Origin of the sequence: uncultured Arthrobacter sp., from assembly GCF_964021775.1 — a bacterium.
Lineage (GTDB): Bacteria > Actinomycetota > Actinomycetes > Actinomycetales > Micrococcaceae > Arthrobacter.
Genome location: NZ_CAXHZI010000014.1, coordinates 61,606 through 86,224, shown reverse-complemented (window position 1 = coordinate 86,224; position 24,619 = coordinate 61,606). Strand labels below are relative to the sequence as shown.

At 65.0% G+C, this 24,619-nt stretch carries 20 protein-coding genes and 1 pseudogene; 17 read left to right on the top strand and 4 right to left on the bottom strand.

Annotated elements, in window-relative coordinates; all coding sequences use genetic code 11:
- Positions 1-269: pseudogene (locus tag ABIN76_RS12550) on the bottom strand (HNH endonuclease); the annotation flags it as partial.
- Between the two features lie 387 nt (positions 270-656).
- Between ABIN76_RS12550 and ABIN76_RS12545 the strand changes: the two are divergent.
- Positions 657-1,166, top strand: coding sequence for a TspO/MBR family protein (locus ABIN76_RS12545; RefSeq protein WP_346960022.1), 510 nt, complete (start codon positions 657-659; stop codon positions 1,164-1,166).
- A gap of 57 nt (positions 1,167-1,223) precedes the next feature.
- Here ABIN76_RS12545 and ABIN76_RS12540 read toward each other — a convergent pair whose 3' ends face one another.
- Positions 1,224-1,628, bottom strand: a complete 405-nt coding sequence (locus ABIN76_RS12540; protein ID WP_346960021.1) for a VOC family protein — start codon at positions 1,626-1,628, stop codon at positions 1,224-1,226.
- A 95-nt stretch (positions 1,629-1,723) separates the two neighbouring features.
- The gene (locus ABIN76_RS12535) at positions 1,724-3,346 is read right to left on the bottom strand and encodes a N,N-dimethylformamidase beta subunit family domain-containing protein (protein ID WP_346960020.1); all 1,623 of its coding nucleotides are present in this window, start codon (positions 3,344-3,346) and stop codon (positions 1,724-1,726) included.
- Between the two features lie 340 nt (positions 3,347-3,686).
- On the opposite strand from ABIN76_RS12535, the gene murA reads away from it, so the two are divergent.
- From murA to ABIN76_RS12515, 4 genes are read left to right on the top strand one after another with little or no spacing between them, the layout of a single operon-like run.
- Positions 3,687-5,012, top strand: coding sequence for a UDP-N-acetylglucosamine 1-carboxyvinyltransferase (gene murA / locus ABIN76_RS12530; RefSeq protein WP_346960019.1), 1,326 nt, complete (start codon positions 3,687-3,689; stop codon positions 5,010-5,012).
- Positions 5,013-5,022: 10 nt separating this feature from the next.
- Positions 5,023-5,820: a lysophospholipid acyltransferase family protein gene (locus ABIN76_RS12525; protein ID WP_346960018.1), complete on the top strand. Its 798-nt coding sequence runs from the start codon at positions 5,023-5,025 to the stop codon at positions 5,818-5,820.
- Between the two features lie 2 nt (positions 5,821-5,822).
- Positions 5,823-6,878, top strand: coding sequence for an NAD(P)H-dependent glycerol-3-phosphate dehydrogenase (locus tag ABIN76_RS12520; RefSeq protein ID WP_346960026.1), 1,056 nt, complete (start codon positions 5,823-5,825; stop codon positions 6,876-6,878).
- A 2-nt stretch (positions 6,879-6,880) separates the two neighbouring features.
- Complete coding sequence (locus ABIN76_RS12515) at positions 6,881-8,026, top strand: D-alanine--D-alanine ligase family protein (protein WP_346960017.1); 1,146 nt, start codon at positions 6,881-6,883, stop codon at positions 8,024-8,026.
- A gap of 80 nt (positions 8,027-8,106) precedes the next feature.
- Here ABIN76_RS12515 and ABIN76_RS12510 read toward each other — a convergent pair whose 3' ends face one another.
- The gene (locus ABIN76_RS12510) at positions 8,107-8,610 is read right to left on the bottom strand and encodes a DUF3515 family protein (protein ID WP_346960016.1); all 504 of its coding nucleotides are present in this window, start codon (positions 8,608-8,610) and stop codon (positions 8,107-8,109) included.
- A 126-nt stretch (positions 8,611-8,736) separates the two neighbouring features.
- Here ABIN76_RS12510 and ABIN76_RS12505 point away from each other — a divergent pair, with 126 nt between their 5' ends.
- The 12 genes from ABIN76_RS12505 (at position 8,737) to ABIN76_RS12450 (ending at position 24,540) form a co-directional block, all read left to right on the top strand.
- Entirely contained in the window at positions 8,737-9,777 is a 1,041-nt protein-coding gene (locus tag ABIN76_RS12505; protein WP_346960015.1) for an LCP family protein, read from the top strand.
- A 134-nt stretch (positions 9,778-9,911) separates the two neighbouring features.
- Positions 9,912-10,592 carry a hypothetical protein gene (locus ABIN76_RS12500; protein WP_346960014.1) on the top strand — a complete coding sequence of 227 codons (681 nt, stop codon included), beginning with the start codon at positions 9,912-9,914 and terminating at the stop codon, positions 10,590-10,592.
- A gap of 76 nt (positions 10,593-10,668) precedes the next feature.
- Positions 10,669-11,859, top strand: coding sequence for a glycosyltransferase family 4 protein (locus tag ABIN76_RS12495; protein ID WP_346960013.1), 1,191 nt, complete (start codon positions 10,669-10,671; stop codon positions 11,857-11,859).
- On the top strand, positions 11,856-13,589 hold the full coding sequence (locus ABIN76_RS12490) for a glycosyltransferase family 4 protein (RefSeq protein WP_346960012.1): 1,734 nt from the start codon (positions 11,856-11,858) through the stop codon (positions 13,587-13,589). Before ABIN76_RS12495 ends, ABIN76_RS12490 begins: the two co-directional genes overlap by 4 nt.
- Complete coding sequence (locus ABIN76_RS12485) at positions 13,589-14,467, top strand: ABC transporter permease (protein ID WP_346960011.1); 879 nt, start codon at positions 13,589-13,591, stop codon at positions 14,465-14,467. The genes ABIN76_RS12490 and ABIN76_RS12485 overlap by 1 nt, the downstream gene beginning before the upstream one ends.
- On the top strand, positions 14,454-15,353 hold the full coding sequence (locus ABIN76_RS12480; RefSeq protein ID WP_346960010.1) for an ATP-binding cassette domain-containing protein: 900 nt from the start codon (positions 14,454-14,456) through the stop codon (positions 15,351-15,353). Before ABIN76_RS12485 ends, ABIN76_RS12480 begins: the two co-directional genes overlap by 14 nt.
- Before the next feature lie 3 nt (positions 15,354-15,356).
- Positions 15,357-17,279 carry a glycosyltransferase gene (locus tag ABIN76_RS12475; RefSeq protein WP_346960009.1) on the top strand — a complete coding sequence of 641 codons (1,923 nt, stop codon included), beginning with the start codon at positions 15,357-15,359 and terminating at the stop codon, positions 17,277-17,279.
- Between the two features lie 7 nt (positions 17,280-17,286).
- On the top strand, positions 17,287-18,597 hold the full coding sequence (gene wecC / locus ABIN76_RS12470) for a UDP-N-acetyl-D-mannosamine dehydrogenase (protein WP_346960008.1): 1,311 nt from the start codon (positions 17,287-17,289) through the stop codon (positions 18,595-18,597).
- Positions 18,590-19,426 (top strand): hypothetical protein, encoded by an 837-nt coding sequence (locus ABIN76_RS12465; protein WP_346960007.1) that lies wholly within the window; start codon positions 18,590-18,592, stop codon positions 19,424-19,426. Before wecC ends, ABIN76_RS12465 begins: the two co-directional genes overlap by 8 nt.
- A gap of 4 nt (positions 19,427-19,430) precedes the next feature.
- The gene (locus ABIN76_RS12460) at positions 19,431-21,359 is read left to right on the top strand and encodes a glycosyltransferase family 2 protein (protein WP_346960006.1); all 1,929 of its coding nucleotides are present in this window, start codon (positions 19,431-19,433) and stop codon (positions 21,357-21,359) included.
- The gene (locus ABIN76_RS12455; protein WP_346960005.1) at positions 21,356-23,626 is read left to right on the top strand and encodes a glycosyltransferase family A protein; all 2,271 of its coding nucleotides are present in this window, start codon (positions 21,356-21,358) and stop codon (positions 23,624-23,626) included. The genes ABIN76_RS12460 and ABIN76_RS12455 overlap by 4 nt, the downstream gene beginning before the upstream one ends.
- Before the next feature lie 11 nt (positions 23,627-23,637).
- Positions 23,638-24,540 (top strand): hypothetical protein, encoded by a 903-nt coding sequence (locus ABIN76_RS12450; RefSeq protein WP_346960004.1) that lies wholly within the window; start codon positions 23,638-23,640, stop codon positions 24,538-24,540.
- The last annotated feature ends 79 nt before the right edge of the window (positions 24,541-24,619 follow it).

Genomic DNA, 24,619 nt, shown 5'->3' with positions numbered 1-24,619 from the left:
ATTTCGGTGACGAGGGCTTTGGCGAGGCCCAGGAGCCGTCCGCCTTTGGCCGGGGGCTCGCGCCGTGCGAGGGCGATCTGCGCAGCGACGCCGGTGCCGAGCTGGTCGGAGGGAACGCCGGCAAGGGCTTGTTCGCGGCGCTGGGACAGGTCGAAGGCGGCGGCGTCCCAGGCCTGGCGGGCGGCCAGGGCTGACTTCAGGTCCTCCAGCTCGCGTGTTTCATCGATGAGGGCCGCGGCACTGGCCGGGGCCGGGATTCCGGCCAGCATCCGCGCAAGGTCCGCGACCGTTACGCTGTCCGTCAGAGCCACGTCGGGCCCTTGCTTGCCGTCCATGGAAACACGCTATCGGTCACCTCCGACACTTAAAGTGCAGAGCAGCCGGAACATCCGGCGGGTTAAGGAGATGCTCGGCCAGCAGCACGGCCGGGGTCCGTTGGGAGCGGACGGCCCGGGTCCAGTGTGCGGGCCGCGGCATGCAGGCAAGCTCACTACTAATAAGCCCCGTCGGCCAAACCAGCGGCGCCTACAACGGACGTATCATCGGGCATACGGCGGAACGGCCGCCCGTTACCCGGGCATACGGCGGAACGGCCGCCCGTTACTCGGCCGCCCGCCACTCGGGCAAGTGACCTAGCTGGAGCCAAAGGAGCAGTTATGAGACTCATGACCGTGGTGTGGACGGCAGCCGCGACAGCCGCGACGGCGGTGGCTGGCGGAGTGGCGACGGACCCGGACGGTGCCTGGTACCGGCTGCTCCGCAAACCTGATTGGCAGCCGCCCGCCATCGCCTTTCCGGTGGTCTGGACGGCGCTGTACGCGGACCTCGCGGTGAGCTCCGCCGTCGCACTGGACAGCAGCGATGGGGAAGAGGCCGCCGTCAGCACGGCCAGGCAGCAGGAATTAACTGCCTACCGCTCCGCTTTGGCGGCCAACCTGGTGCTCAATGCGGCGTGGAGCTGGCTGTTCTGGCGCGCCCGGCGGCCGTGGGTGGCTGCTGCGGAATGCGCCGTGCTGACCGCCAGCAGCGCCGATCTGGTGCGGCGGACCTACAAACTGAACCGGGGCGCCGGAGTGGCGCTTGCCCCCTACGCGGCGTGGTGCGGCTTTGCCACCGCGTTGTCGACGGCGGTGGCGCGACTGAATCCCGGATCCGCGGCGGACTGAGCGGCGGCGGACTGAGCGGCCGACTGGCCGCTTCGGCCCGGTGCCTGCCGGGGCCGGCTACGCCCCGGACCCCTCGGGGCGGCCTTCTGCGGCGCCGGGACCAATTGCTCCCTGGATAACCCAGCGGTTGCCATCCGGATCGGCGAAGTAGGCAAACTGCACTCCGCCCAGGTCCTGGACCTCGCTGATCTCGGCGCCCCGGCCCAGGAGCTCCGTGCGGGCAGTGTCCATGTCGGGCACAACCAGCTGCAGGCCTTCGAGGCTGCCAGGCGCCATGCTGGTCATCCCGGTACCAATGACGATCGAGGCAGCCGAGCCCGGCGGCGTCAGTTGCACCACCCGCATCCCGGGGATGTACTCGACGTCGTGATCGAGGACGAAGCCCAGCTTTTCCGTATAGAAGGACTTTGACCGTTCGACGTCGGACACCGGCACCTGCACGACTTCTAGACGCATCTCCATGCGGCCCACATTACTGCGGCACTGCGACACGGACGACGGCGTGGCTCGCGCCAGAGCGGGCGGCTCACCCTGTGTGACGCCTGAGCAGGCGCCACTCAAATAAGAATCCGACGCCGCTGTCTATCGCGGGGGAGCCCGGTGGGGTTCGGACGGGTCCGGCGGTCGCGGTGCCCCAGGGGGCCGAGGGCCGCTTCGCGGATGATGTTCTGGGTTACCTGCCGGGCGAACTTCCGGGACCGGGCCGGGACGGCGCGGTCGGCCTGCGCCTGCAACCAGGCCATGGTGCCCATGTTCAAGACCCCGGCCCCTGAGGGGGCAACGTAAAACGTCGAGTCCGACCAGCCACGGGAGTCGTGTTTGCCGGAGGCCGGGGAATGGGCAAAGATGTGGAGCTTTTTGGCGTAGGCGAAGGCGCGGCGGACTGCCTTGGGGTAGACGCGGTCGGTTTCGCCGGCGGTGAGGCCGGGGAACCGAGCCCCGCGGCCAGCGCCGGTGCCGGCGAAGGCGAAAAAGCCAGGGTCCGTCACGGTGAATGTCCCCTTGACTCCAAGATCGCCGTACACCGAGCCCGTGAGCGTCGACTCCGGTTTGGCGGCGGGACCCTCGCGCCACTGCGTGGTCACGGCCTCCGGGTGGCGGCGGCGGTACGGATCCAGCCGGGCCTTCCGGTAGCAGACCAGGACCCGGTTCGTCCCGGTGAAGGAGGACTCCAATCGGGTACGCCAGTACACGTTGTTGGCTCCGAAGAAGACGATGTTGGTGCCCTTGTCCCGTGCCCCTTCCACAGTCCGGCGCAGTGCCGGGGACCAGTATTCCGAGTGGCCTGCGAAGATTACGGCCGCGGCGCCATGGACCAGCCCGGGGTTCCGGCTGATCCGGGCCTCGGTGGTGTACGCGAGCTTGACCCCGGGGTCGTCGATGGCTTCCGCCGCGCGGACCAGCGGGGCGTTGCGAAGTTCCACCTCGTCGAAGTTCCGGTAGGGCCGGTCAAAGGAGACCTTGTAGGACCGGGTGGCCGTCGAATGGTTCGGCCCGGTGTAGAGCGAATAGCCGCCCCACTTGTTGTACGCCTGCATCGTGCAGTCGTTGAAGACCAGCACGGCCTTGCCCAGCACCGAGGCGGACTCGACGACCAGCGGGATCCGGTGGGTCCGCCCGGACGCGCCGGCCAAGGCCAGGTAGTAGAGCCCGTCCGGCCATCCTGTCGTGTCGACCCTCGTGCTGACACGCCACGGGCAGGACACCATCCGTGTTTTGCTCCCGACGGCGAAGCGCCGCTGCCGCTGGACCCGCACCGGCCCGGATGTCCAGACCAATCGCTGGCCCTCCCCGTTGTAGTGCCCGATCCGGTAGGCCTTGATCCGGATACTGCCCAGCGTGGAGTTGATGTAGACATCCACCTTGCGCTGCTGCGGGGTGGAGGCGTGCTGGCCCAGGAAGCCTTCCAGCTTGGGGGTGGTCCACCGCTTGGAGGCGACGTCGCTCGTGACGCCGGGACGCTTGGCCGACACCCGCACCGGTCTCTGGTTGGAAGACCCGGCAACCGGCGACGCCGTGCCCTGCACCTCCCGCGCCGCGGCGGCCTGCAGCAACGGGTTCGACGGGCGGGTCCCGCCCGCTGCGGCCCCCGACGCCGCCTCGGCGGCGGCCCACGAAAGTGCCGCGATCGCGGCGCCGAGCACGGCTCTGCGTCCAGGAGCGGAGTCATTCGCGCCCATTGCCGCCTCGATTCCCACCCGCCGTCGTGGTTCCGGTGGGCGGCACTAGCTGCCGTGGAGAGTCGTATGCACGACCTCTCCCAAGGTTAGGGGCGCCGGCTGATTACTACAGGCGTGGGGAATACGCGCATAATCCGGGCTGAACGCGCCGGGACGTCCGAAAACTACTTGAGTACTTACGCGCGAAACGCTCCCGGAACAGACCGGAGCGCAGGGACCTGAACGGACGCGTCAAGCCGGCCCGGAGCGCGCCGTATTTCAGATCGGTAACGCTAGCTCCTATGCTTAGCTGGAGCCTTTGTAAGGATTTGGGGGCGAGTAGTCGTGAGGAAACTGGTAAATGAGTAGTGTTCTGACAATCCGCGGAGGCGTCCCGCTGACCGGCCGCGTCGTCGTGCGTGGGGCCAAGAATCTTGTCCCCAAGGCGATGGTTGCCGCCCTGCTGGGCAATGAGCCGTCCGTGCTGCGCAACGTCCCTGAGATCAAGGACGTTGAGGTTGTCACCAGCCTGCTCCAGCTCCACGGCGTCACCGTGGACAAGGACCCGGTCACCGGGGACCTCACGCTGGATCCCACCAACGCCAAGACGGCCTCGCACACGGCCATCGACGCGCACGCCGGCGACTCCCGCATTCCGATCCTGCTCTGCGGACCCCTGATCCACGCCATTGGCGAGGCCTTCATCCCGGACCTCGGCGGCTGCAAAATCGGCGACCGCCCCATTGACTACCACCTCAACGTGCTGCGCCAGTTCGGCGCCGTCGTGGAGAAGCGCCCGGGCGGCATCCACATCTCCGCGCCCAACGGCCTCAAGGGTGCCAAAATCGCCCTGCCCTACCCGTCAGTGGGGGCCACCGAGCAGGTCCTGCTGAGCGCCACCCGCGCCGAGGGCATCACCGAACTCTCCGGCGCGGCCACCGAACCGGAAATCGTGGACCTCATAGCCGTGCTGCAGAAGATGGGCGCGATCATCAGCGTCCAGACGGACCGCACCATCCGGATCGAGGGAGTGCAGGACCTGGGCGGCTACAACCACCGGGCCCTGTCCGACCGCAACGAATCCGCGTCCTGGGCCTCCGCCGCCCTGGTGACCCGCGGCGACATCTTCGTCGAAGGCGCCACGCAGCGGGACATGATGACGTTCCTGAACACCTACCGCAAGGTGGGCGGCGGCATGGACATCGGCGAGGACGGCATCCGCTTCTACCACCCGGGCGGAAAGCTCAACCCGCTGGTCCTGGAAACCGACGTTCACCCCGGCTTCATGACCGACTGGCAGCAGCCGCTGGTGGTGGCCCTGACCCAGGCCGAGGGCGTCTCGATCGTGCATGAGACCGTGTATGAAAACCGCTTCGGGTTCACGGACGCCCTGATCCGGATGGGCGCAAATATCCAGGTCCACCGCGAATGCCTCGGCAGCGTCCCGTGCCGCTTCGGCCAGCGGAACTTCCTGCACTCCGCCGTTATCTCCGGACCCACGCAGCTCAAGGGCGCCGATATTGACGTGCCGGACCTGCGCGGCGGCTTCAGCCACCTCATCGCGGCGCTCGCTGCCACCGGCACCTCCCGCGTCACCGGCATCGACATCATCAACCGCGGCTACGAGCGCTTCACGGAGAAGCTCGCCGGCCTGGGCGCCGATTTCGACATCACCTCGACCCGGTAGCGGGGACTTCGTGAAAGAAACGGCCAAGAGCCACATCACCTTTGTCATCGTGGCCGGGATCGTCCGGCCCGTCATGAACCTGCTGATGAACAAGAAGTGGGAGGGGCTGGAGAAGCTGCCCGCCGGCGGCTTCATTGCCGCGCCCAACCACTGCACCGAGATCGATCCGCTGGTGATCGGGCACATGCTCTACAACCAGAATCGGATGCCGCACTTCCTTGCCAAGGGGAGCCTGTTCAAGGTTCCCGTGCTGGGTTCGGTGCTGCGCAACACCAAGCAGGTGCCGGTGGAACGCTCGACGGCGGGGGCCAACCGTTCGCTGCAGATTGCCAAGGAAGTCGTGGACGAAGGCGGCGCCATCATCATCTACCCGGAGGGCACGCTGACGCGTGATCCGGAGCTGTGGCCGATGCGGGGCCACACCGGGGCCGCCCGGATGGCGCTGGAAAGCGGGATCCCCGTGGTCCCGATGGCCCACTGGGGCGCGCACGAAGTTTTCCCGCGTTACGCCAAACGGTTCCATGTTTTCCCCCGCAAGACTTCCCGTGTGCTGGTGGGCGACCCTGTGGACCTGAGTGCCTTCGCCGGACGCCCGCTGGACAAGGCGACGCTCACCGAGGCGACCAACGTGATCATGGACGCCATCACCGAGCTGCTGGCCACCCTGCGCGGCGGACAGCCTCCGCTGGTCCGTTGGGACCCTTCGGCGCACAACCAGTCCACGCACGGCCGCTTCATCGAGCGCGGCGGGAAGCCCGGCGGATCAGCAGCACCGGACAGCGGCAGCGCCGCGGACGGTGCGAAGTGACCGTGGAGCTCCCCGCCCTGGACGCGACGGACGCGGCCGCCCGTGTCGCCGTCCTTGGCGCCGGATCATGGGGGACCACGTTCGCGAAGATCCTCGCCGACGCCGCCACCGCGTCCGGCGTTGAGCGCACCATCCGGCTGTGGGGCCGTCGCGCCGCCGTCGTGGAGCAGATCAACACCGAGCACCGCAACGAGCAGTACCTCAAGGGCATACCGCTGCCCGCCAGCATCACCGCCTCCACCGACGTCGCCGAGGTCCTCCGCGGCGCGGACCTCGTGGTTCTGGCCGTCCCTGCTCAGACCCTCCGCCCGCAGCTGCGCGAGTGGAAGGACCTGATTGGTCCGGACGCCCTCGTCGTCTCGCTGATGAAGGGCCTGGAACTGCACTCCGACGCCCGGATGAGCGAAGTGATCTGCGAGGAGCTCGCCATCCCGGCCGAGCGCGTGGCCGTGGTTTCCGGCCCCAACCTGGCCATGGAGATTGCCCGTGAAGAGCCGACTGCCTCCGTCGTCGCCTGCGCCGACTCTGCGGCGGCGGGCTGGATGGCCCGCAGCTGCACGGCCCCCTACTTCCGGCCGTACACGACGTCGGACGTGGTCGGCGTCGAAATCGGCGGCATCGTCAAGAACATCATTGCCCTCGCCGTAGGGATCTGCGAAGGCAAGCAGATGGGCGACAACACCAAGGCCTCCGTGATCACCCGCGGACTCGCCGAGACTTCCCGGCTGACGCTGGCCCTGGGCGGCGAAGCCCGGACCATGGCAGGGCTTGCGGGCCTGGGCGACCTCGTCGCCACCTGTTCCTCAGCGCTCTCGCGGAACCATACTGCCGGACGGCTGCTGGGAACCGGGCTGAGCCTGGAGCAGGTCACTGCGGAGATGACGCAGACCGCCGAGGGCATCAAGTCAGCGCAGGCCGTGCATGAACTGGCCGGCAAGCTGGGCGTTGAGATGCCCATTACCGCCGCCGTCGTCGCCGTGCTGGCCGGAAAACTGTCCGTAGACGAACTGGGACCGCTGCTGCTGTCCCGGGACCTGAAATCCGAAGGCGATTACTAAGAGTGTCGGAAAAGAATTTGACTACAGAAACGCCGTCCGGCCGGACCAGGCCCCGGGTGGCGGTGCTGTTCGGCGGCCGCTCCAGCGAACATGCGGTCAGCTGCGTCACGGCGGCCGGGGTCCTCGGCGCGATCGACCAAGCCAAGTATGAGGTGATCCCGATCGGGATCGCCAAGACCGGCCAGTGGGTGCTGGCGTCCGGGGACACCGCGCAGTGGTCGCTGTCCGCTGCCGCGCTGCCGGAAGTGGCGCCGTCGGACCAGACGGTCACACTGGCCGAGATCGGCGGGGAACACCAGCTGATCGTTGCTGCGCCCAACCAGGTGCCGCAGGAACTGGGCTCAGTGGACGTGGTTTTCCCGCTGCTGCACGGCCCGTTCGGCGAGGACGGCACCATCCAGGGCCTGCTGGAACTTTCCGACACCCGCTACGTCGGCGCCGGTGTCCTGGCGTCGGCCGTCGGCATGGACAAGCACTTTATGAAGGTGGTCTTCGAGTCCGCCGGGCTGCGCGTGGGACCGTACATCGCGGTGACGGACCGGCAGTGGCTCACCGATCCGGAACTGGTGCGCAAGCGCGTGGACAAGCTCGGCTTCCCCGTCTTCGTCAAGCCGGCGCGCGCCGGTTCCTCGATGGGGATCTCCAAGGTGGATTCGCTCGAGGACCTTGACGCCGCGATCGAGGCCGCCCGCGAACACGACCCCAAGCTCGTGATCGAAGCCGGCATCGTCGGCCGCGAGATTGAGTGCGCCGTGCTCGAAGGCCGGGGGACCGATGCGCCGCGAACGTCCATGCCCGGCGAAATCTCGGTTGCCGGCGGCGGGCATGACTTCTATGACTTCAATGCGAAATACGTCGACGACGCCGCGGCGCTCAGCTGCCCGGCCGACCTCCCCGATGAAGCCATCGCCCGGGTCCGGGAACTGGCGGCGGTCGCCTTCGACGCCGTCGGCGCCGAGGGACTCAGCCGCGTGGATTTCTTCTACACGCCGGAGGGTGAGCTGATCATCAACGAGATCAACACCATGCCCGGATTCACGCCGAAGAGCATGTACCCGCAGATGTGGAAAGCCTCCGGGCTGGGCTACGCCGAGCTGATCGACGAGCTCATCCACCTCGCCCTGCACCGCAAAACCGGCCTGCGCTAAATCCCCACCGGCACCCTAGCCTCGCTCCGCTTCGGCCAGGGAACCCTGCCGGCGTGGGCCCACCACCGACGGCCGCCGGCCTACTTGCCGGCGGGCAGGTTTTGCAGGTCTTCCTGACCCACGCAGTTCCGGACCGCCTTGATCTTCGAGACAGGGGACGCGAGCTCCGCCAGCACCGTTGCCGAGCTGATCTTGTTAGGGTCCATCAGGATCTCCGTGGCGGGCTCACGCCCGAAAGTGGTCAACGTCCAGACGGGGTTGCCCTCTTTGATCACCCAGTCGACGTCGTTGACGCTCACGCAGCGGTCCGTGGTGGGCCCGGGAACGTTGACGCCGCAGCGGAGAACCACGAGGGAGGGATCGCCCCACGCCGCCGTCCCCTGGCTGTTGGTCTTGCGGAGCTTTGCCTCGCCAATGCTGTCCGGCAGCGCCAGCATCATGGGCGCGCAGGCGGCGTTCGCCGCATCCTTGGCCGGGGCGACGTCGACGACGGGGGAGCAGGCAGTGAGCACCAGCCCGGCTACCGCTGCGGCGGCCAGAAAGCGGAGCGGACGTGCGGACGCCGGGAGGCGGGTCTGAGGCATAGTTCAAGCCTATCCCGGCGCAGGTGACCGCTTCGAGCCGGAACCAGCAACCCGTCCGTGGCACAATAAGCCGAGCTGTTTCTGTCCAGCGTTACCAAAAATCGTTTCAAGAGTGGGGACTCACTGATGCCCGTTGACACCGCAGACCAGGCTCCGTACGAGGACGCCCAGCGGTCCCGGACGAAAAGGAAGAAGACTGCACGCAACGTCCTCCTCGGCGTCGTCGTGTTCTTTCTTGTCGTCGCAGTCGGTGCGGGGGTTTTCGCCTTCAACCTGGCCAACAGCTTCAACTCGAAGTCCCAAAAGATCGAGCAGTCGTTCCCTGAGGAATCTGCACGACCGGCCGAATCGAAAACCGGCGCCATGAACCTGTTGTTGCTCGGAAGTGACAGCCGCGCCGCGGCGCTGGGTGAGGCGGAGGCCGGCGGCGCCTCGGACCAGCGTTCCGACACCATGATGTGGGTCCACATCCCCGCAGACCGCAAGAACATCTACATGATGTCCGTGATGCGCGACACCTGGGTGCAAATTCCCGGCCATGGCGAGGCCAAGATGAATGCCGCCATGGCACTGGGCGGCATCCCGCTGGTGGTCCAGACGCTGGAAGGGATGTTCAAGAGCCGGATCGACCACGTCGCCATCGTGGATTTTGAAGGCTTCAAGGCGATGACCGACGCCTTGGGCGGCGTTACAGTCAACGTCCCACAGGCTTTCAGCACCCAGGGCTTCTCCTTCGAAGCCGGCAAGCAGCAGCTCAGTGGCGAAGAAGCCCTCGCCTTTGTCCGTGAGCGCAAAGCATTCACCGACGGCGACTACCAGCGGGTTAAGAATCAGCAACTATTTCTGAAGGCCCTCATGTCCAAGTTCCTCACGGCGGAAACATTGACCAACCCGGTCAGGATCAGCAGCCTGGTGGACACCGTCTCGCCGTACGTCAGCGTGGACAAGTCCCTGGACGCGGCAGCGGTGGCCTCACTGGCGGTGGGGCTGCGCGATGTCCGGGCTGCAGACGTGGTCAGCTTTACCCTGCCGACCTCGGGAATCGGAACCTCTGCGGACGGACAATCCATCGTCTTGCGGGACGATGCCGCCATCGCCAAAGTTGCCGAGGCACTGCGCAGCGACACCCTCGCAAAGCTTGTCGCGTCAATTGGTTCCGGCTCATAAAACCGTGGCAATATTCGATGAAGTGTCTGTGAACCGGTAGGATGCTCTCGGCGCCGTCTCAATATTGCGGCCCCGACGTAAAGTGCGACGAAGAACCTTACGACGTACCGAACAGGATTTTGCTTGGGGGAACATTGAACTCATCACGCTGCGGTGGTCGCCGGACCGCCCTCAGGACCACGACGGCGGCGCTCGGCGCAGCCGCCGCCCTCGCCCTCAGCCTTGGTGTGGCCCCCGCCCAGGCCGAAGATGTCATCCCCAGTACCGGTCCGTTCGTCATTGTGGAACCGGCGCCTTCCGATCCCGCTCCGGCGCCGGTTGAGCCGGCTCCTGCTCCCGCTCCGGCCGACCCCACCCCGGCCGATCCCGTCCCGGCACCAGCACCTGCGCCGTCTACGCAGGCGCCCGCCCCGGCCGTGCCGGTACTTCCGCCCGCCAGCCCAGCCCCGGCAGCACCCGTCGTCCTGCCGCCGGTACCGGCGGTCCAGGTGCCCGTTCCGGAGGCTCCGGTTGTTCCCCCGGTTGAGCCCGCGCCGACCGTCGAAGAAAGCACGCCGACGCCGACGGCGACTCCCTCGGCTAAGGCCTCGGCCGCGCCGGCGTCCGCTGCACCTACTAAAACTCCTGCGCCCGAGCCGGCCAAGGAAGACCCGGTGATCCAATCCGCCCCGGTCATCCAGGCGGCAGTGACGGCGGCAACCGGCAGCCCGTTCGCTGTGCAACTGGCTACCGTCATGGTGCTGCTGGCGGCAGGCTTCGCCTACTTCCGCATCCTGGGCGCCAAAGGCCGCGTGACCTCCAAGGGCGGTCGCTAGCGTGGCCAGCGGAGTTCGCCCAACTGTTTCCACACCTCCGGAGGCAGAAAGCCGGCCCGTAAAGGTCAGCCTGCTGGTGCACTCCTATTGGCCCGAGAGCAGCCCGCCCCAGCGCCGCTGGACGGCCCTGCTCAAGGAGTTCTGTGCCACTGGCTGGGACGTCAACGTGATTACGCCCGTGGCCCACGCGCCGTCCGGCCGTCGAGAACTGCCCGTTGAGCAGGCGGGCCAGGCTTTCCGGCTGCAAAAGGGACAGTTCACCGAACTGATCCGTCGGGTCCCGTACCTGCCGCACGGTAATTCACAGCTGGCCCGTTTCATCGATCACTGTTTCTCAGCCGCCATGTCGGTGCCGGTCGGGCTCTTCACGCCCCGGCCCGACGTCGTGATCGCCACCGCGCCGAGCCTGCCGATCCTTGCCGCCGGGTACCTGCTGGCCCGTCTCCGCCGCGTTCCGTTGATCGTGGAAATGCGGGACGCCTGGCCGGATCTCGCCCGTGACTCGCGCATGGTGAAGGGCCGCGTCAAGAGCGTCGTAGAAGTCGCCGTCGATTTCATCCAGCACCGGGCAGACCTGGTAGTGACCGTCACCGAAGGATTTGCCGAGACGCTGCGTTCGCGCGGAATCAAGAACGTCGCAACCGTCAGCAACGGCCTGCACGTGGACACGATTCCGGTATTGGGGCCGCCGGAACCGGAACGCGACACCTTCGAGGCGCTCTACCTCGGCAACCACGGTGCCAGCCAGCACCTGGAGGTCATTATCCGCGCCAGTGCGCTGGTGGGGGACAGTATGCACTTGCATCTGGTGGGCCACGGCACCCAGCGCCCCGCGCTTGAAAAGCTGGCGCGTCAGCTCAAAGCCCCCGTGACATTTCACGCGCCCATGCACGGCGAGGCCGTACTGGACCGCTATGCCTCCGCGGACACCTGCATCGTCTCTCTCCGGGATGACTGGAAATCGTTTGAGACGACCGTCCCCTCCAAGACCTACGAGGTCCTGTCCCTGGGACGCCATGTGACGGCTATCGTCAAGGGCGAGGCCGCGCGCATTATCGAAGACGCCGAGGCCGGGGACATTGTGCCCAGCAACCCGGAAGCCGTGGCCGAGCTTTGGCGCCAGCTGGCAGCGGACCGCTCGCGGCTGGTGCGGGACGAAACCAGCCGCCAGTGGGTCAAGGAGCACGCTGAGTATTCCCTGCTTGCGGAGCAGTACATGGGGCTGATCGCGAAGCTGCTGAACCGGGAGCCGGTCTCTTCCCGATGACCCAGCTCTTCCGCAATATCCGGCTGGCCGCGGGCGTGGCTGGCGCCCACTTGAGCGACGATCCGTTCTTGCTTCTGATGCAGCTCAGCCGCCGGCTTCCAGCCCGGCTGGTGGGGCCCCTCGCGGCGGCAGTGACACGCCTGGCCCCGGGCGACTCGGCTGCAATTCCTGTCCTTCTCGCCGCGCTGGTAAAAGGAGACGATGCCGAGGTTGAGCGACGGCTCCGGCTGGCCTCCGCCGCCACGGGGGAGCCCGCCCGGCGCCTTGCGGACATGGCACTCGCCGCCCAGCTGCCTGCCCTGGCCGATGATTTCCTCGGCCGTGCGGACGGCGCAACGGGTCTGAACGGTGCCTACGCCCGCCGATTCTGGTACGACGGCGCCGTCAGCGCCGCCGCCGCGGTCTTGGCGGGTGACGGTAGCGCACGCCGTCGCCAGCGGGCCCGGCTGGCAGCCGAGGTGAGCGTCCTCAACGGCGCGGCACCGGTACTGGACCGAGTGGAATACAACGCCGTCCCGGGCCGGGTGCTGCATCTGCTCACCAACTCGCTGCCGCACACCTCAAGCGGCTATGCGCAGCGTTCCCACTCCATCCTCGCCGCTCAGCAGGCTGCCGGCTGGGACGTCCAGGCGGTGACCAGGTTGGGCTATCCCGTCCAAGTGGGCAAGATCTTCGCCAAGTCGCTCGATGAGGTGGACGGCGTCCGCTACCGGCGGCTCCTTCCGGGAAAGCTGGCGCCAACGGTGGATGCACGGCTGCAGCAACAGGCCGCGGAACTGCTGGACGTCGTACTGGAGTTCCGGCCCAGCGTGTTGCACGCCACCACGCACTACGTGAATGCCTTGGTGGTCCGGGCCGTGGCCCAGGCAGTGAGTATTCCGTGGGTGTATGAGGTGCGGGGGCAACTGGCCGACACTTGGGCTTCGACGCGTGGACCGGCCGCCAAGGAAAGCGAACGCTACCGGCTGTTCCAGAAACGTGAGGCTGAGGTCATGCGGGACGCTGACCTGGTGGTGACGTTGGGAGGTGCCATGAAGGCCAACATTGTCGCCGCCGGCATTCCGGAAAGCAAAGTCCTCATTGCCCCGAACGCCGTGGGTGGCGATTTTCTTGAGGAACCATTGGACCCCGCCACCGCACGCCGTGAGCTTGGGCTCAACGAAGCTGGACAGTACATCGGGACCGTGAGCAGTTTGGTAGCCTATGAAGGCCTCGATGACCTTATCGAGGCATTTGTCCTCCTCGCCCCGCGCCTGCCCGACTTGAAGCTGCTGATTGTGGGCGACGGCGTCTCCCGCCCCGCACTGGAGGTTCAAGCCCGCCAGTCAGGCTATGCCGACCGGATAATCTTTACCGGGCGGGTACCGCGCGAGCAGGCGGTGCGCTATCACCAGGCTTTGGACATTTTTGTGGTGCCACGCAAGGATCTTGAAGTAACGCGGTCCGTGACGCCACTCAAGCCAGTGGAAGCACTTGCCTGCCGCCGCCCGGTGGTGGCCAGCAAGCTGCCGGCCCTGGCGGAAATCGTCGAGGATGGGGTGACCGGACGCCTGGCCACAGCTGATGATCCGGTGGCGTTGTCTGAAGCGATTAGAGAATTGCTGTCGAACCCTGAGCTTGCGGAGCAAATGGGGGCGGCAGGCCGGTCCCGGGTATTGCGGGAAAGAACATGGGCTGCCAACGTGGCGGCCTTGGCAGCAGAGCTGAGAAAGCTGGGAGTGACCATCTGATGAGCATCAAGGAACAGGCCGAGGCTCCCACCGTCTCTGTACCAGTCAACCTCGCCCGGCTGAGTAAGGTGGGCCAGCGCCCCGACCTGCTCGACTACCTGGTGCAGCTTTGGGACCGGCGGAGCTTCATCTACTTCGACGCCCGGGCCCGCGTTGCCAGCGGCCATGACAAGACCAACCTGGGCCTCGCGTGGCTGGTACTCACCCCGTTGCTTAGTGGACTCAGTTTTTACCTGATTTTCGGATTGCTCCTCGGCACCAGCAAGGGCATCGACAACTTCATTGGCTACCTGCTGATCGGTGTATTTACGTTCCAGCTGACCACCCGGTCCATAACGGGTGGGGCCAGGTCGCTGACCAGTAATACCTCGATGATCCGGGCCTTTCAGTTCCCCCGAGCCGCGTTGCCCATCTCCCTCAACGTGCGGGAACTGTTGTCACACATCCCTGTGACCATCGTGATGTTGCTTCTCATCATCTTCACGGATCCGCCTGAGATTATTTCGTGGCGGTGGCTGTTGATCGTCCCCGCTATTCTGCTGCAGTCTTTGTTTAACTTGGGTATCGGGATGTTGCTTGCGCCGCTGATCTTGAGGATTCCCGACTTTGGGATGTTGCTGTCCTTTGTGATTCGTCTTTGGATGTATGCCTCGGCGGTTTTCTTCGCTGAGCATCGCTTCGACAGCGTTCCCGTACTCCGCACCATCATGGACTTCAATCCGGCATTTCAGGTCATCAAAATCATTCGGGACTCGGTGCTCTACGACACCACTCCTTCCTGGCGCAGCTGGGCTGTTCTAGCGGTATGGGCGTTGGCCTCACTGGCCGTAGGACTCGTCATTTTTTGGCGCGGCGAGGAGCGTTATGGACGCGTTTGAGACGATGGATCTTTCTACCGGACCCGTAAACGACCCCACCGTGGTCGTGGATGACATTTCGGTCATCTACCGGACCAGAAACCAATCCGGGGGACGGACAAATGCTCCGACGTCCGGGCTGAAAGCCTGGCGGGCCTCCCGCCGCGGCGACGCCCAGGTGCGGACCACTGCTTTGAACAAGGTGTCCTTCGTGGCGAACCAAGGCGACTCCATCGGTGTCATCGGCCGCAACGGCTCCGGAAAGAGTACCCTGATGAAGGTGCTCGCCGGCCTGATCATTCCGGACGAGGGTACGGTCTATGCCGCCAGCAATCCCGTTCTGCTGGGTGTGAACGCGGCGTTGATCTCGTCCATGTCTGGCGCGCAGAATATCCGCTTGGGTTGTTTGGCGATGGGGATGAGCCATGCCGAGGTTGATGCGAAGTTTGACGACATCGTTGAGATGTCCGGGCTGGAGCACGAGATCTACCACCCGATGAAGTCGTACTCTTCGGGCATGGGTGCTCGCCTTCGTTTTGCGATTGCCGCTGCCGTGGACCCGGAGATTCTTCTGGTGGATGAAGCACTCAATACCGGTGACGCGCAGTTCAAGGACCGGTCCAAAAAGCGGATGGAGCAAGTGACCAGCCAAGCCGGAACCGTGTTTGTGGTGAGCCATAGCCTGGGGACAATAACGGAGATGTGTAACCGCGCCATCTGGATTGACAAGGGCGATTTCATTATGGACGGGACCCCGGACGACGTAGCTAAGCAGTACCGTGACTTCATCTGGCGGATGAACGAGGGAAATGCCGACTACGGCCGGCAGATCCGTGCCGAATTGATGGCGAGTTTGCCGGAAATGCGGACCACGCTCCTCCCAAACGGCTGGAAGCGGTCCCGGTAAGCCATGGGATTTCGAGACAAAACGGCCTACTGGCGGCGCGCGGTTTGGCATGCCCGCCACGGCGGTATGACCCAAGTGAAAAGCTACCTGCACCGCAGCGGATCCGAACGTGACGAGGCCAGCCTGGCTGGCGTCCGCGGCGCGGAGGGCGCGTGGCGCGGGCTGGGACGTGGCCGCCGCCTTATTTTCAGGGAAGCGTCCATCGGTGTTGGGCAACCTCGCAACCCCCAGTTGCGAGTCGGCATCATCATGGATGACTTTTCCGCGGTGGCGTTCGCCGCCGAGTGGACCGTCGTCGCGCTCAGGCCCGACAGCTGGGAGGTCCAGCTCCGTGACGAGGCGCTGGACTTCGTCGTTGTCGAGTCCGCTTGGGCGGGGAATGCCGGGCTGTGGCGGGGCAAAATTACTGGCCCCGCGGGCCCATCGGCCGCTTTCCGGGAACTGATCGCAGGCTGCCGGGCGGCCGGACTGCCGGCGGTCTTCTGGAACAAGGAGGATCCGCCGCATTATGAGGACTTCCTCCCCGCCGCCAGACTGTTCGACCACGTCTTCACCACCGACGCGAACATGCTTCCGCGCTACCGCTCGGACCTGGGCCACAGCAGGGTAACCGTGCTGCCCTTCGCAGCGCAGCCGCGGATTCACAACCCCGCGAGGCCCCGGCACGGTTGGCACGCCCGGGAGATCGCCTTCGCCGGGATGTATTTCGCCCACAAGTACGAGGACCGCCGGCGGCAGATGGACTATCTGTTAGGGGCGGCCGTGGACGCGACGGCTGGTAAGCGTCCGGGGTTCGAGATCTTTTCGCGGCAGCTGGGCGGGGAGCCGCAGTACCAGTTCCCCGGAATTCTCAAGAAGCATGTGGTGGGGTCGCTGTCCTATAAACAGATGCTCACCGCCTACAAGGCGTACAAGGTGTTCCTTAACGTGAACTCCGTGACGGACTCGCCATCGATGTGCGCCCGGAGGATTTTTGAGATCACGGCGGCCGGGACATGCGTAGTGTCAACTCCCAGCGTGGCCATCACAGAGTTCTTCCCGGAGGGAGAGATTCCCACGGTGGAGACCCGCGAGGCCGCCACTCACCTGCTGAAAGCCCTCACCGGCAACCCGGACTATGCACAGCGTCTCGTCCACAAGGCCCAGCGCAGGATCTGGGCCGAGCACACGTACGGCCATCGGGCGCAAGCCATCGAGGAGGCGGCGCTGCCAGCGTCGGCAGCGCCGGCATCCCGGCCCCAGGTATCCATCCTGGTATCGAGTTTCCGGCCGCAACAGCTGGACCATGTCCTTCGTGGTGTGGCCGCCCAGCAGGGCGTCGATGTCCAGCTGGTCTACCTCGCCCATGGTTTCCAGCTGGACGACGACGCGTTCCGGCGACAGTGCCTGGCCGCCGGGCTTACCGACGTCGTCGTCCTCCAAGAACCGCAGCAGACGACGCTCGGTGAGTGCCTCAATGCCTTGGTGGCGCGCGCGGACGGCCGGTTCGCCACCAAATGGGACGACGACGACGTCTACAGCCCGCTCTACCTGGGCGACCAGGCCCACGCCTTGATGTACTCCGAAGCCGAGGTGGTGGGTAAGCGGGCGCATTACATGCATCTTGCCGGCGCCGGGGCGACCATCCTGCGCAATCCGCAGCTGGAGCACCGGTACGTCGAAGCAGTCTCCGGTCCCACGATTTTCGCCGCCACGGACACGTTCCGACGTTTTCCGTTCGAACCGCTGCGCCGCGGAGAGGATTCGCGCTTCCTCAGCGACGTGATCGTGGCGGGAGGCCGCATCTATTCGGCGGACCGGTTCAATTACTGCCAGATGCGCAGCGCTGACGTGTCGTCGCACACCTGGCCTATTGCCAATGAAGAGCTCTTGGCTTCTTCAAAGATTCAATTCTTCGGTTCGCCCGAAGACCACATTTCTGTTTAGGGGAAACATGGACGAGACGATTTTTGATGTTGCGGTCATCGGACTCGGCTACATCGGCCTGCCTACGGCGGCCAGTTTTGCCGCCAAGGGCAAGCACGTGGCCGGCATCGACGTGAAGCAGGCGACCGTTGACGCCGTCAACCGCGGCGAAGTTCCCTTCGTGGAGCCCGACATGGCTGTGGTGGTCTCCGGCGCGGTCAACCTGGGGTACCTGGTGGCCATGACCACGGTGCCGACCGCGGATGCGTACATCATCGCCGTGCCCACCCCGCTGGCCGAGGGCAAAGGCGCTGACCTTTCCTACCTCCGCAGCGCCGTTGAGGCGCTGGCACCGAAGCTGCGGGGCGGCGAGTTGGTGGTTCTGGAATCGACCTCCCCTCCGGGGACCACGGAGCGCCTGGGTGCCTACCTCATGGAACTCCGCCCGGATCTGTCCCTCGACGCAACCGACGGCCACGGCCAGGTGCACGTGGTGCACTCCCCGGAGCGTGTGCTGCCCGGACGCATCATGATTGAGATCGTCACGAACGACCGCGTCATTGGCGGCCTCACGGAGGAAGGCGCACAGCTGGCCAAGCGGCTCTACGAAGTCATCTGCCAGGGCCAAATCCTGCTGACGGATGCCACAACCGCCGAAATGACGAAGCTGGTGGAAAACACCTTCCGTGACGTCAACATCGCCTTCGCCAATGAACTGTCAATCATTTGCGACAAGCTGGGCATCGACGTGTGGAAGCTGATCGAGATGGCGAACCACCACCCGCGCGTCAACGTGCTGCGCCCCGGTCCCGGCGTCGGCGGGCACTGTATTGCCGTGGACCCATGGTTCATTGTGGACGCCGTCCCTGAGCATTCCGGCTTGATCCGGACCGCCCGGGAGGTCAATGATTCCAAGCCGTACCACGTGGTCCGGCAGGCAGTGGAAGCACTCGCCGATAAACCGGGCGCCACCGTCGCGGTCCTGGGTCTGGCCTTCAAAGCCAATATCGACGACGTCCGCGAGTCGCCGTCGGTGACGATCGTGCAGGAACTCGTGAAGCAGTTGCCGGCGAGCACCATCCTGGTTGTCGACCCCAACGTCGAGGAACTGCCCGCTGCGGTGGCAGGGTCCGGCCTCTCCCGGCTTCACGGCCAGGACGAAGCGATAGCCGCCGCAGACCTCGTCATGCTCTTGGTAGACCACGACGACTTCCTGACCGTTGACCCGGCGTCCCTGGAAGGCAAGCAGATCATCGATACCAAAGGCATCTGGAACCAGCCTGACGTTGCGGAAGCGAGCCTCCAGCACATTCCCGTGGGAGCCGGCGTCGGTGGATAGGGGAGTCCAGAGCGTTTCAGCGCCGATTGAAGAGCAACTGCGCCAGACTGGTTTTCCCCTTAAAGCACTGCACACCCCGCGACGCGAAACACCCCTTGTACGAATCCTGGTCCGGGCTGCAAAGGCGTCGGACCTGGAGATTGCGGGGACCGTCGCATCGCTTTTAGGCTCCGCCAGCCAGGATTTCGCCGTCGACATCCTTGCGGAGGCCGGCACCCGGCCCCAGTTGGAGCAATGGCTCGCCACCGACCGGCGTTTTTCCTTCGTCGGCGCTGACCGGACGGATCTTGTCGAGGCCGGCTTCACCTTGGTGCTCGGCGCCGGAACGGCCTTGGGCCTGCATTCGCTCGAGGCATTGATTGAGAGCCTCCGGCAGTCGGAGGCGCTGGTCCTTCGCGCGCTGGTGGACGGCCAGCCCGGTGCGATCGAATTTTGGGAGACGGGCACCCTCCGGAGGCTGTCGAAGCAAGGCGACCCGGAAAATGCCGCGCGCAAAGCCGGTGGCGAGCGTTGGGTATCCGGCAATGCACTTGGCCTGCACGACTTCCGGCGGCCCCAACCCAAACTGCATTTGCGCAAGGGAGCTGCGGCAAGCCTGGACCTCAATATCGTGGTGAGGGACCTGTCGGACAGCGCCACCCGGCAGGATTACGAGGAGCGGATCCGGCAGCTGGAGGCAAAGCTGAGGAAGTCGGAGGTGGAGCGCCGCCGCCTGGAGCAGGGTTTGGCACCGAACCGCGGGCTTTCACGGGCCCGGGCGATTGCCCGCAAGGGTCCTGCGTACATCCTGGTCCGCCTCAAAGCCCGCACCGGCCGGGCCGGGAGCTAACAGCGTGCAGATCAAGAGCGTGGCGGTGGGCTCTGCGGCCTACCCCGTGGCGAAGCTGGCGGTGGACCTGGGTTTGGACTATGCCCGCACGGACTGGGAACACCGCGATCCCACAGCAGCTACCGACTGGGAGCACGGCGTTCCGGCGGAACAGTTGTGGTGGGACAGCTATGTTGTGCAGGCGGAATCGCTGGCCGAGGCCCGGGGCCTGCTGCCGCTATTCCGCAGTGAGGGGCGGGCGCATCGCTTTGTGCTGGTCATCCGAGGACTATTCCCGGCGGACGAAGTGCCGGCCTGGACTCCGGGCAGCCTCCAAGCCAAGGCTGGCACCGCCGCGCTGACCGTGCCGGGGCTCGGCCTCGCGGTTGTAGTCGAAGGAGGCAAATGGGTGAATGTCCATGCCGCCGCCCTCGCGGCACTGCGCTGCGCGTCGCCTGCCAACCGTCCGCCTGTGCTGGGGGGACTGCGCGTGGGCTTCACTGAGCCCGCTGAGCTCGCCTGGCTGGCCGGGGACACCCTGGGCAGTTTCATGACCGAGGCGCTGCTGCAGCCCGAGCCGGATGACATCTATTCCGTAGACGTAATGGTGGGGGACAGCAAGCTCACGCAGAAGCTGGGCGGGCACATCCCGGTCCACCCTGGGCGGGTAACTCCGCCGGTCTGGACTCCGACGGAGACGGTGCTGCCTCCCGTTGACACCGCGGTTGTTTCCCCAATGGGTTTCCTGCCGTACCCGGAAAAGCCTGCGCGGCCGCTTGAGCCGTTCGAGCTGGCCGGGGGAGTCCTGCACGAATCGGACCTCGCCGCCCTGCGGCCGCATGACTACCTTGTGGTGGACGGCTCCCGTTTCGGCGGTCTGGACGGTGAGCTGGCCCGGCGTCTGAGCCAGCTCGCTGTCGCCGGAGTGCCCCTCCTGGCGCGGAATTTGGCTGCCCCGGTCCGGACCCTGCTGGGTGATCAGCTCCTGGAACACCTTGACGCTTTCGACGCCGCCGACCCGCCGGTAGTGAGGGAATCAAAGTCGATCGGGCTTCGGCGCACAGCATTGGATCTTTACAGCCCGAAGGGCGTCTGGAACACCGTACTGGGCGAGCTGGGCAAACCACTACTCCCGTTGCCCTCCGTGAGTGTGGTGCTGGCCACCCGGCGGCCCGAGAAGCTGGCGTCCGCCCTGGAACAGCTGGCAGGCCAGAGCTGGAAATCCGTGGAGGTGGTGGTGGTGCTGCACGGCTTCGACGCGGAACATCCGGCGGTCCGGCGTGCCGTCCAGACGTACCAGGGCGAGCTGTTGGTGCGTTCCGTCCCGGCCGACATGATTTTTGGCGAGGTCCTTAATGCCGGCGTCAACGCCGCCAGCGGCGATCTGGTCTGCAAGATGGACGACGACGACTGGTACGGCCCGCACCACCTGCGCGACCTCGTTCACGCGAAGGACTACAGCGGCGCCACCCTGGTGGGTTCGCAGGTTGAGTTCGTGTATCTGGAAAGTCTGGATATCACCACCCGCAGGCCTCCGCTCGGCGAGCAGTATTCGGACCACGTGGCCGGCGGCACCATGATGCTGGGCCGGGGCGAGCTTCGCCAGCTTGGCGGATGGAGGCCTGTGCACCGCGCCGTGGATCGGTGCCTCCTCCAGGCTGTCCAGGCCGCTGGCGGACTCATCTACCGCTCGCACGGTCAGAACTACATGATGCACCGCCACTCCGGCGCGGATTCGCACGGCGGCCATACCTGGAATCCGGAAGACGGCACTTTCCTGCAGAGTGTTGCAGAGCAATGGGACGGCTTCCGGCCGCCGCCGCAGATAGGTCCCGGCCAGGGCACTGCGGCGGGAGCAAGGCTGGAGGGCATGCGCAGCCATTTCGCCGGAGTCCCAGCGACCGTCCAGCACAGTTTAGCTCCGCTACCGGTCCGCAAATTTAGGTCAAAATGAACTTTCTCCAATCCCTCCGCAGGTATGCCCGACTCTCGCCGAAAAAGAAGTTGGCAGCCGTTGGCTTTGTTTTCCTTTTGGCGATGGTGGTTGCTGCCGCCTACGCACGGAATCTTTGGCTTCTTACATCATTTCTAGCCGTCTTTGGTGTGACCGTGCTGTACGCCGTCGCGCGCCTTGACCGTCGACTGGGGGCAGCCCGCCGTGCGGCGCTCCGCGCTGCACGGGCAGGCGCCCGGCCCGCCAGCGATGTAAGCGTCCCGCAGATGCGACCTGGTGCGCTCGCGTCGTGGGGAAGACAGTCCAGCTTGGCCAGACCCATGCTGGTTCAGCGGTTGACCAAGCTTCGCTCGGTGGAGGGACGGGACGTTTTGGTCAGTTCGGCGACTTCCGGTAGTTGGAGCTGGCCGGACATGGCATCCGGCTTGGAGATGTACCGGTCGGGCGGGAAAACCCGGGAACGGGTGAAGGACGTCCTTGAGGCTGCAGCTCCGTCGGCGTTGGCCCACCTGGCTGATCTCTGCTTCAGGCAGAACATTCTCAAGGACGATATTCTCAACGCTGCGACTCTGTACGCGTACGTTTATGAGAAAGTCGGCGCCAAGCCCTTCTTGCACAAACGCCGGGGTGAGTTCTTCCTAGACGCTCTGGCCCGGACCGGGCAGGGTTCTGCAGTGATCCGCTTGCAGGGTCTATACAACAGGACTTCGGCGAATGCGAACGACCTGCACCTGTACCGGGCCAACGCCGCGAACCCACACAAAGACGCATCAGCCGACTTCCAGACGTGGCTGAACGAGATTAACGCGGTTTACGAGAAGGCGGGTCTTGCCCGATTGTCGCTCAGGGAGGGCTCTGAATCCCCCTTTCTCCGGCTCGCAGCTGAGACACCGGAACCTGAAACGGAAGGTCCGCTCGTCACTGTAGTCATGCCTGTCTACCGGCCGGATGAGCACACCGATCTCGCCATCCAATCTGCAGTTAACCAAAGTCATCGGAACCTCGAAATCATCCTTGTCGATGATGGCTCCGGCGGTGACGCTGCTGGGCGGCTCAACAAATGGGCCGAGGCGGACAATCGCATCAGGGTGGTGCTGAACCCGGAGAACTCCGGCGCTTATACGTCGCGGAATTTAGGCTATTCGATGGCGTCGGGCGAGTTTCTGACGATTTTCGATGGAGACGATTGGCAGCATCCGCAGAAGATCGAATTACTGGTCCGCGCGGCCGAGCAGCAAGCCGATAGGAGGTTAGTCTCCGCACCGTGGACTCGGGTGGATGAAGACTTGTTTTTTCACTACCGGGGATGGAGGGGAGCATTTATTACCCCGGCGCACGTCTCAACGATGTTCCATATCGACACCATCCGGGAACGGCTGGGTCATTGGGACGCGGTGCGCAAGGCGGCGGACACCGAGTTCATTCTCCGCTACCGCACGCTGGTGCAGGCCGACGAGCCGTTGGAAGTGTGCGAGGCACCCCTGACGCTGTCGCTGGTGAGCCACTCCAATCTCTCCATTGACGACTTCCGCTTGGGCTATCGGGCGCCGGACAGGGTCGCCTACCGCGACTCCTACGAACACTGGCATAGCCGAATTCGCGTTGGGGAGCACAACGGCTATTTGCCCTTTCCTCAAACTGAGCGGGCCTTCCCTGCGCCGTACCGGTTCCTCCCGGACCGGCACCAATCCCTGCAGCTCGACAGGTTGTTTGTTGGCGATTTCGGCGAGGTTGCCGGCACAGGGAAGCGAATGTTCAATGATCTGCGGGCGGCTTCCGAGCAGGGCCTCCGGATAGGGCTCATGCACGTCCCCAGTCTCTTGCACGCCCAGGCCATCGATAAGTCGTTCTCCAGTGCACTGCTGGATGCCTTCGCTGCCGGACGGCTCCACCGGGTTGAGATAACGGACAACGTTTCTTCTGCCACCGTCAGCATCTACGATCCCACGGCGTTCCAGTACAGCCGGGAGCTTAGCAGCGGTCATCGTGCGGGTCAGGTCAATGTCCATGCGCACCAGCCGCCATATCTGGGCGATTCCGATGAGCACAAGTATGACGTCGAAGCGGTGGAACGTAACGCTGCAGAAGTCTTCAGGGCCCCGATCACGTGGGTTTCCGACGACCCGGATATTGCTAGAGTCATATCGCAGTCCCGCCAGGTCGAGGTTTCAAACTCGGAGCTGGATAAACGGGACCTGGCCACAGCTGGCGACGAACCGGCGGCGCTGCTTGTGCCAACCGGTTCCCATACTTTCCCCTCAAGTTAGGAAAATCAACTGTGAACTTGCCATCCACAGGGACCTCAGTCGAATGGGACGAACGCAATGCGGTGGAGATCCATCGGTATGCCTCGACCAGCCAGATAGACCATTCAGTGGCCGAGGCTTACGAGTTTGTGGTGTCACCCGCGTCCGGTGGGCACTTGGACATCACTGCCCTTTACGCTCCCAGACAGTCTAAAACGCTCATAGTGAGCTTCCACGGTTCCCTGCAGAGGTCAAAGTATCAACTGCCACGTTTCGAGTGGAGAAACTCGCTGGCGCTCTTCGATGCAGCCCAGCTCTTTATCGCCGACTCCACGCTGAACCTAAACGGTGCCATGGCCTTGGCTTGGTACGTTGGCGATTCCGGCCAGGATTTCTCAGCTGATGTGACCAGCCTGATCCAGGACATCGCTGCGGCCGCTGGGTACGAGAGAGTCCTTCTGGCGGGTTCCAGTGGCGGCGGGTTTGCAGCACTGGCGATTTCTCGCAGAATTGCTGGCTCGGTGGCCGTGTGCTTTTCGCCCCAAACCAGGATCGGTGATTACCATGAGGCTGTGGTGGAGAAGTTCCGGAGCGTTGCCTTTGGAGAGGCACCAAGTTACGCGCAGGCCGAGATCGAACACCGGGCGCGTTTCGACCTTCGACACCTCTATGAGACGACGCCCGACGTCAACTATGTGCGGTACGTCCAGAACACCCGGGACCCGGACCACTACGTCAAGCATTACGTGCCCTTCGCGGAGGCCTTGGGGATTGCCCCAGCTGATGGGGGCTACGATGCGACTGGGCGCATCGAATTGGTGCCGCAGCGCCTCCAGCCAGGGCACCAACCTCCTTCCAGAGGACGATTCAGATCACATATCTTGGCGGCACATTCCGCGTTTTTCGGAGTGGAGTTGGCGGTGCAGCCCGACTAACCGGATTTCGACCCGTCTGAGCGAGCGAAGGTCGGCAAGCGACGGAAGCCGGCAGGGCGACGACATGGTCAGGACGGGG

Coding starts and splice junctions, on each gene's coding strand:
- ABIN76_RS12455 (WP_346960005.1), top strand. CDS start 21,356: ATGAACTTTCTCCAATCCCTCCGCAGGTATGCCCGACTCTCGCCGAAA.
- ABIN76_RS12475 (WP_346960009.1), top strand. CDS start 15,357: ATGGGATTTCGAGACAAAACGGCCTACTGGCGGCGCGCGGTTTGGCAT.
- ABIN76_RS12505 (WP_346960015.1), top strand. CDS start 8,737: ATGCCCGTTGACACCGCAGACCAGGCTCCGTACGAGGACGCCCAGCGG.
- ABIN76_RS12545 (WP_346960022.1), top strand. CDS start 657: ATGAGACTCATGACCGTGGTGTGGACGGCAGCCGCGACAGCCGCGACG.
- murA (WP_346960019.1), top strand. CDS start 3,687: ATGAGTAGTGTTCTGACAATCCGCGGAGGCGTCCCGCTGACCGGCCGC.
- ABIN76_RS12540 (WP_346960021.1), bottom strand. CDS start 1,628: ATGGAGATGCGTCTAGAAGTCGTGCAGGTGCCGGTGTCCGACGTCGAA.
- ABIN76_RS12485 (WP_346960011.1), top strand. CDS start 13,589: ATGAGCATCAAGGAACAGGCCGAGGCTCCCACCGTCTCTGTACCAGTC.
- ABIN76_RS12535 (WP_346960020.1), bottom strand. CDS start 3,346: ATGGGCGCGAATGACTCCGCTCCTGGACGCAGAGCCGTGCTCGGCGCC.
- ABIN76_RS12480 (WP_346960010.1), top strand. CDS start 14,454: ATGGACGCGTTTGAGACGATGGATCTTTCTACCGGACCCGTAAACGAC.
- ABIN76_RS12510 (WP_346960016.1), bottom strand. CDS start 8,610: ATGCCTCAGACCCGCCTCCCGGCGTCCGCACGTCCGCTCCGCTTTCTG.
- ABIN76_RS12490 (WP_346960012.1), top strand. CDS start 11,856: ATGACCCAGCTCTTCCGCAATATCCGGCTGGCCGCGGGCGTGGCTGGC.
- wecC (WP_346960008.1), top strand. CDS start 17,287: ATGGACGAGACGATTTTTGATGTTGCGGTCATCGGACTCGGCTACATC.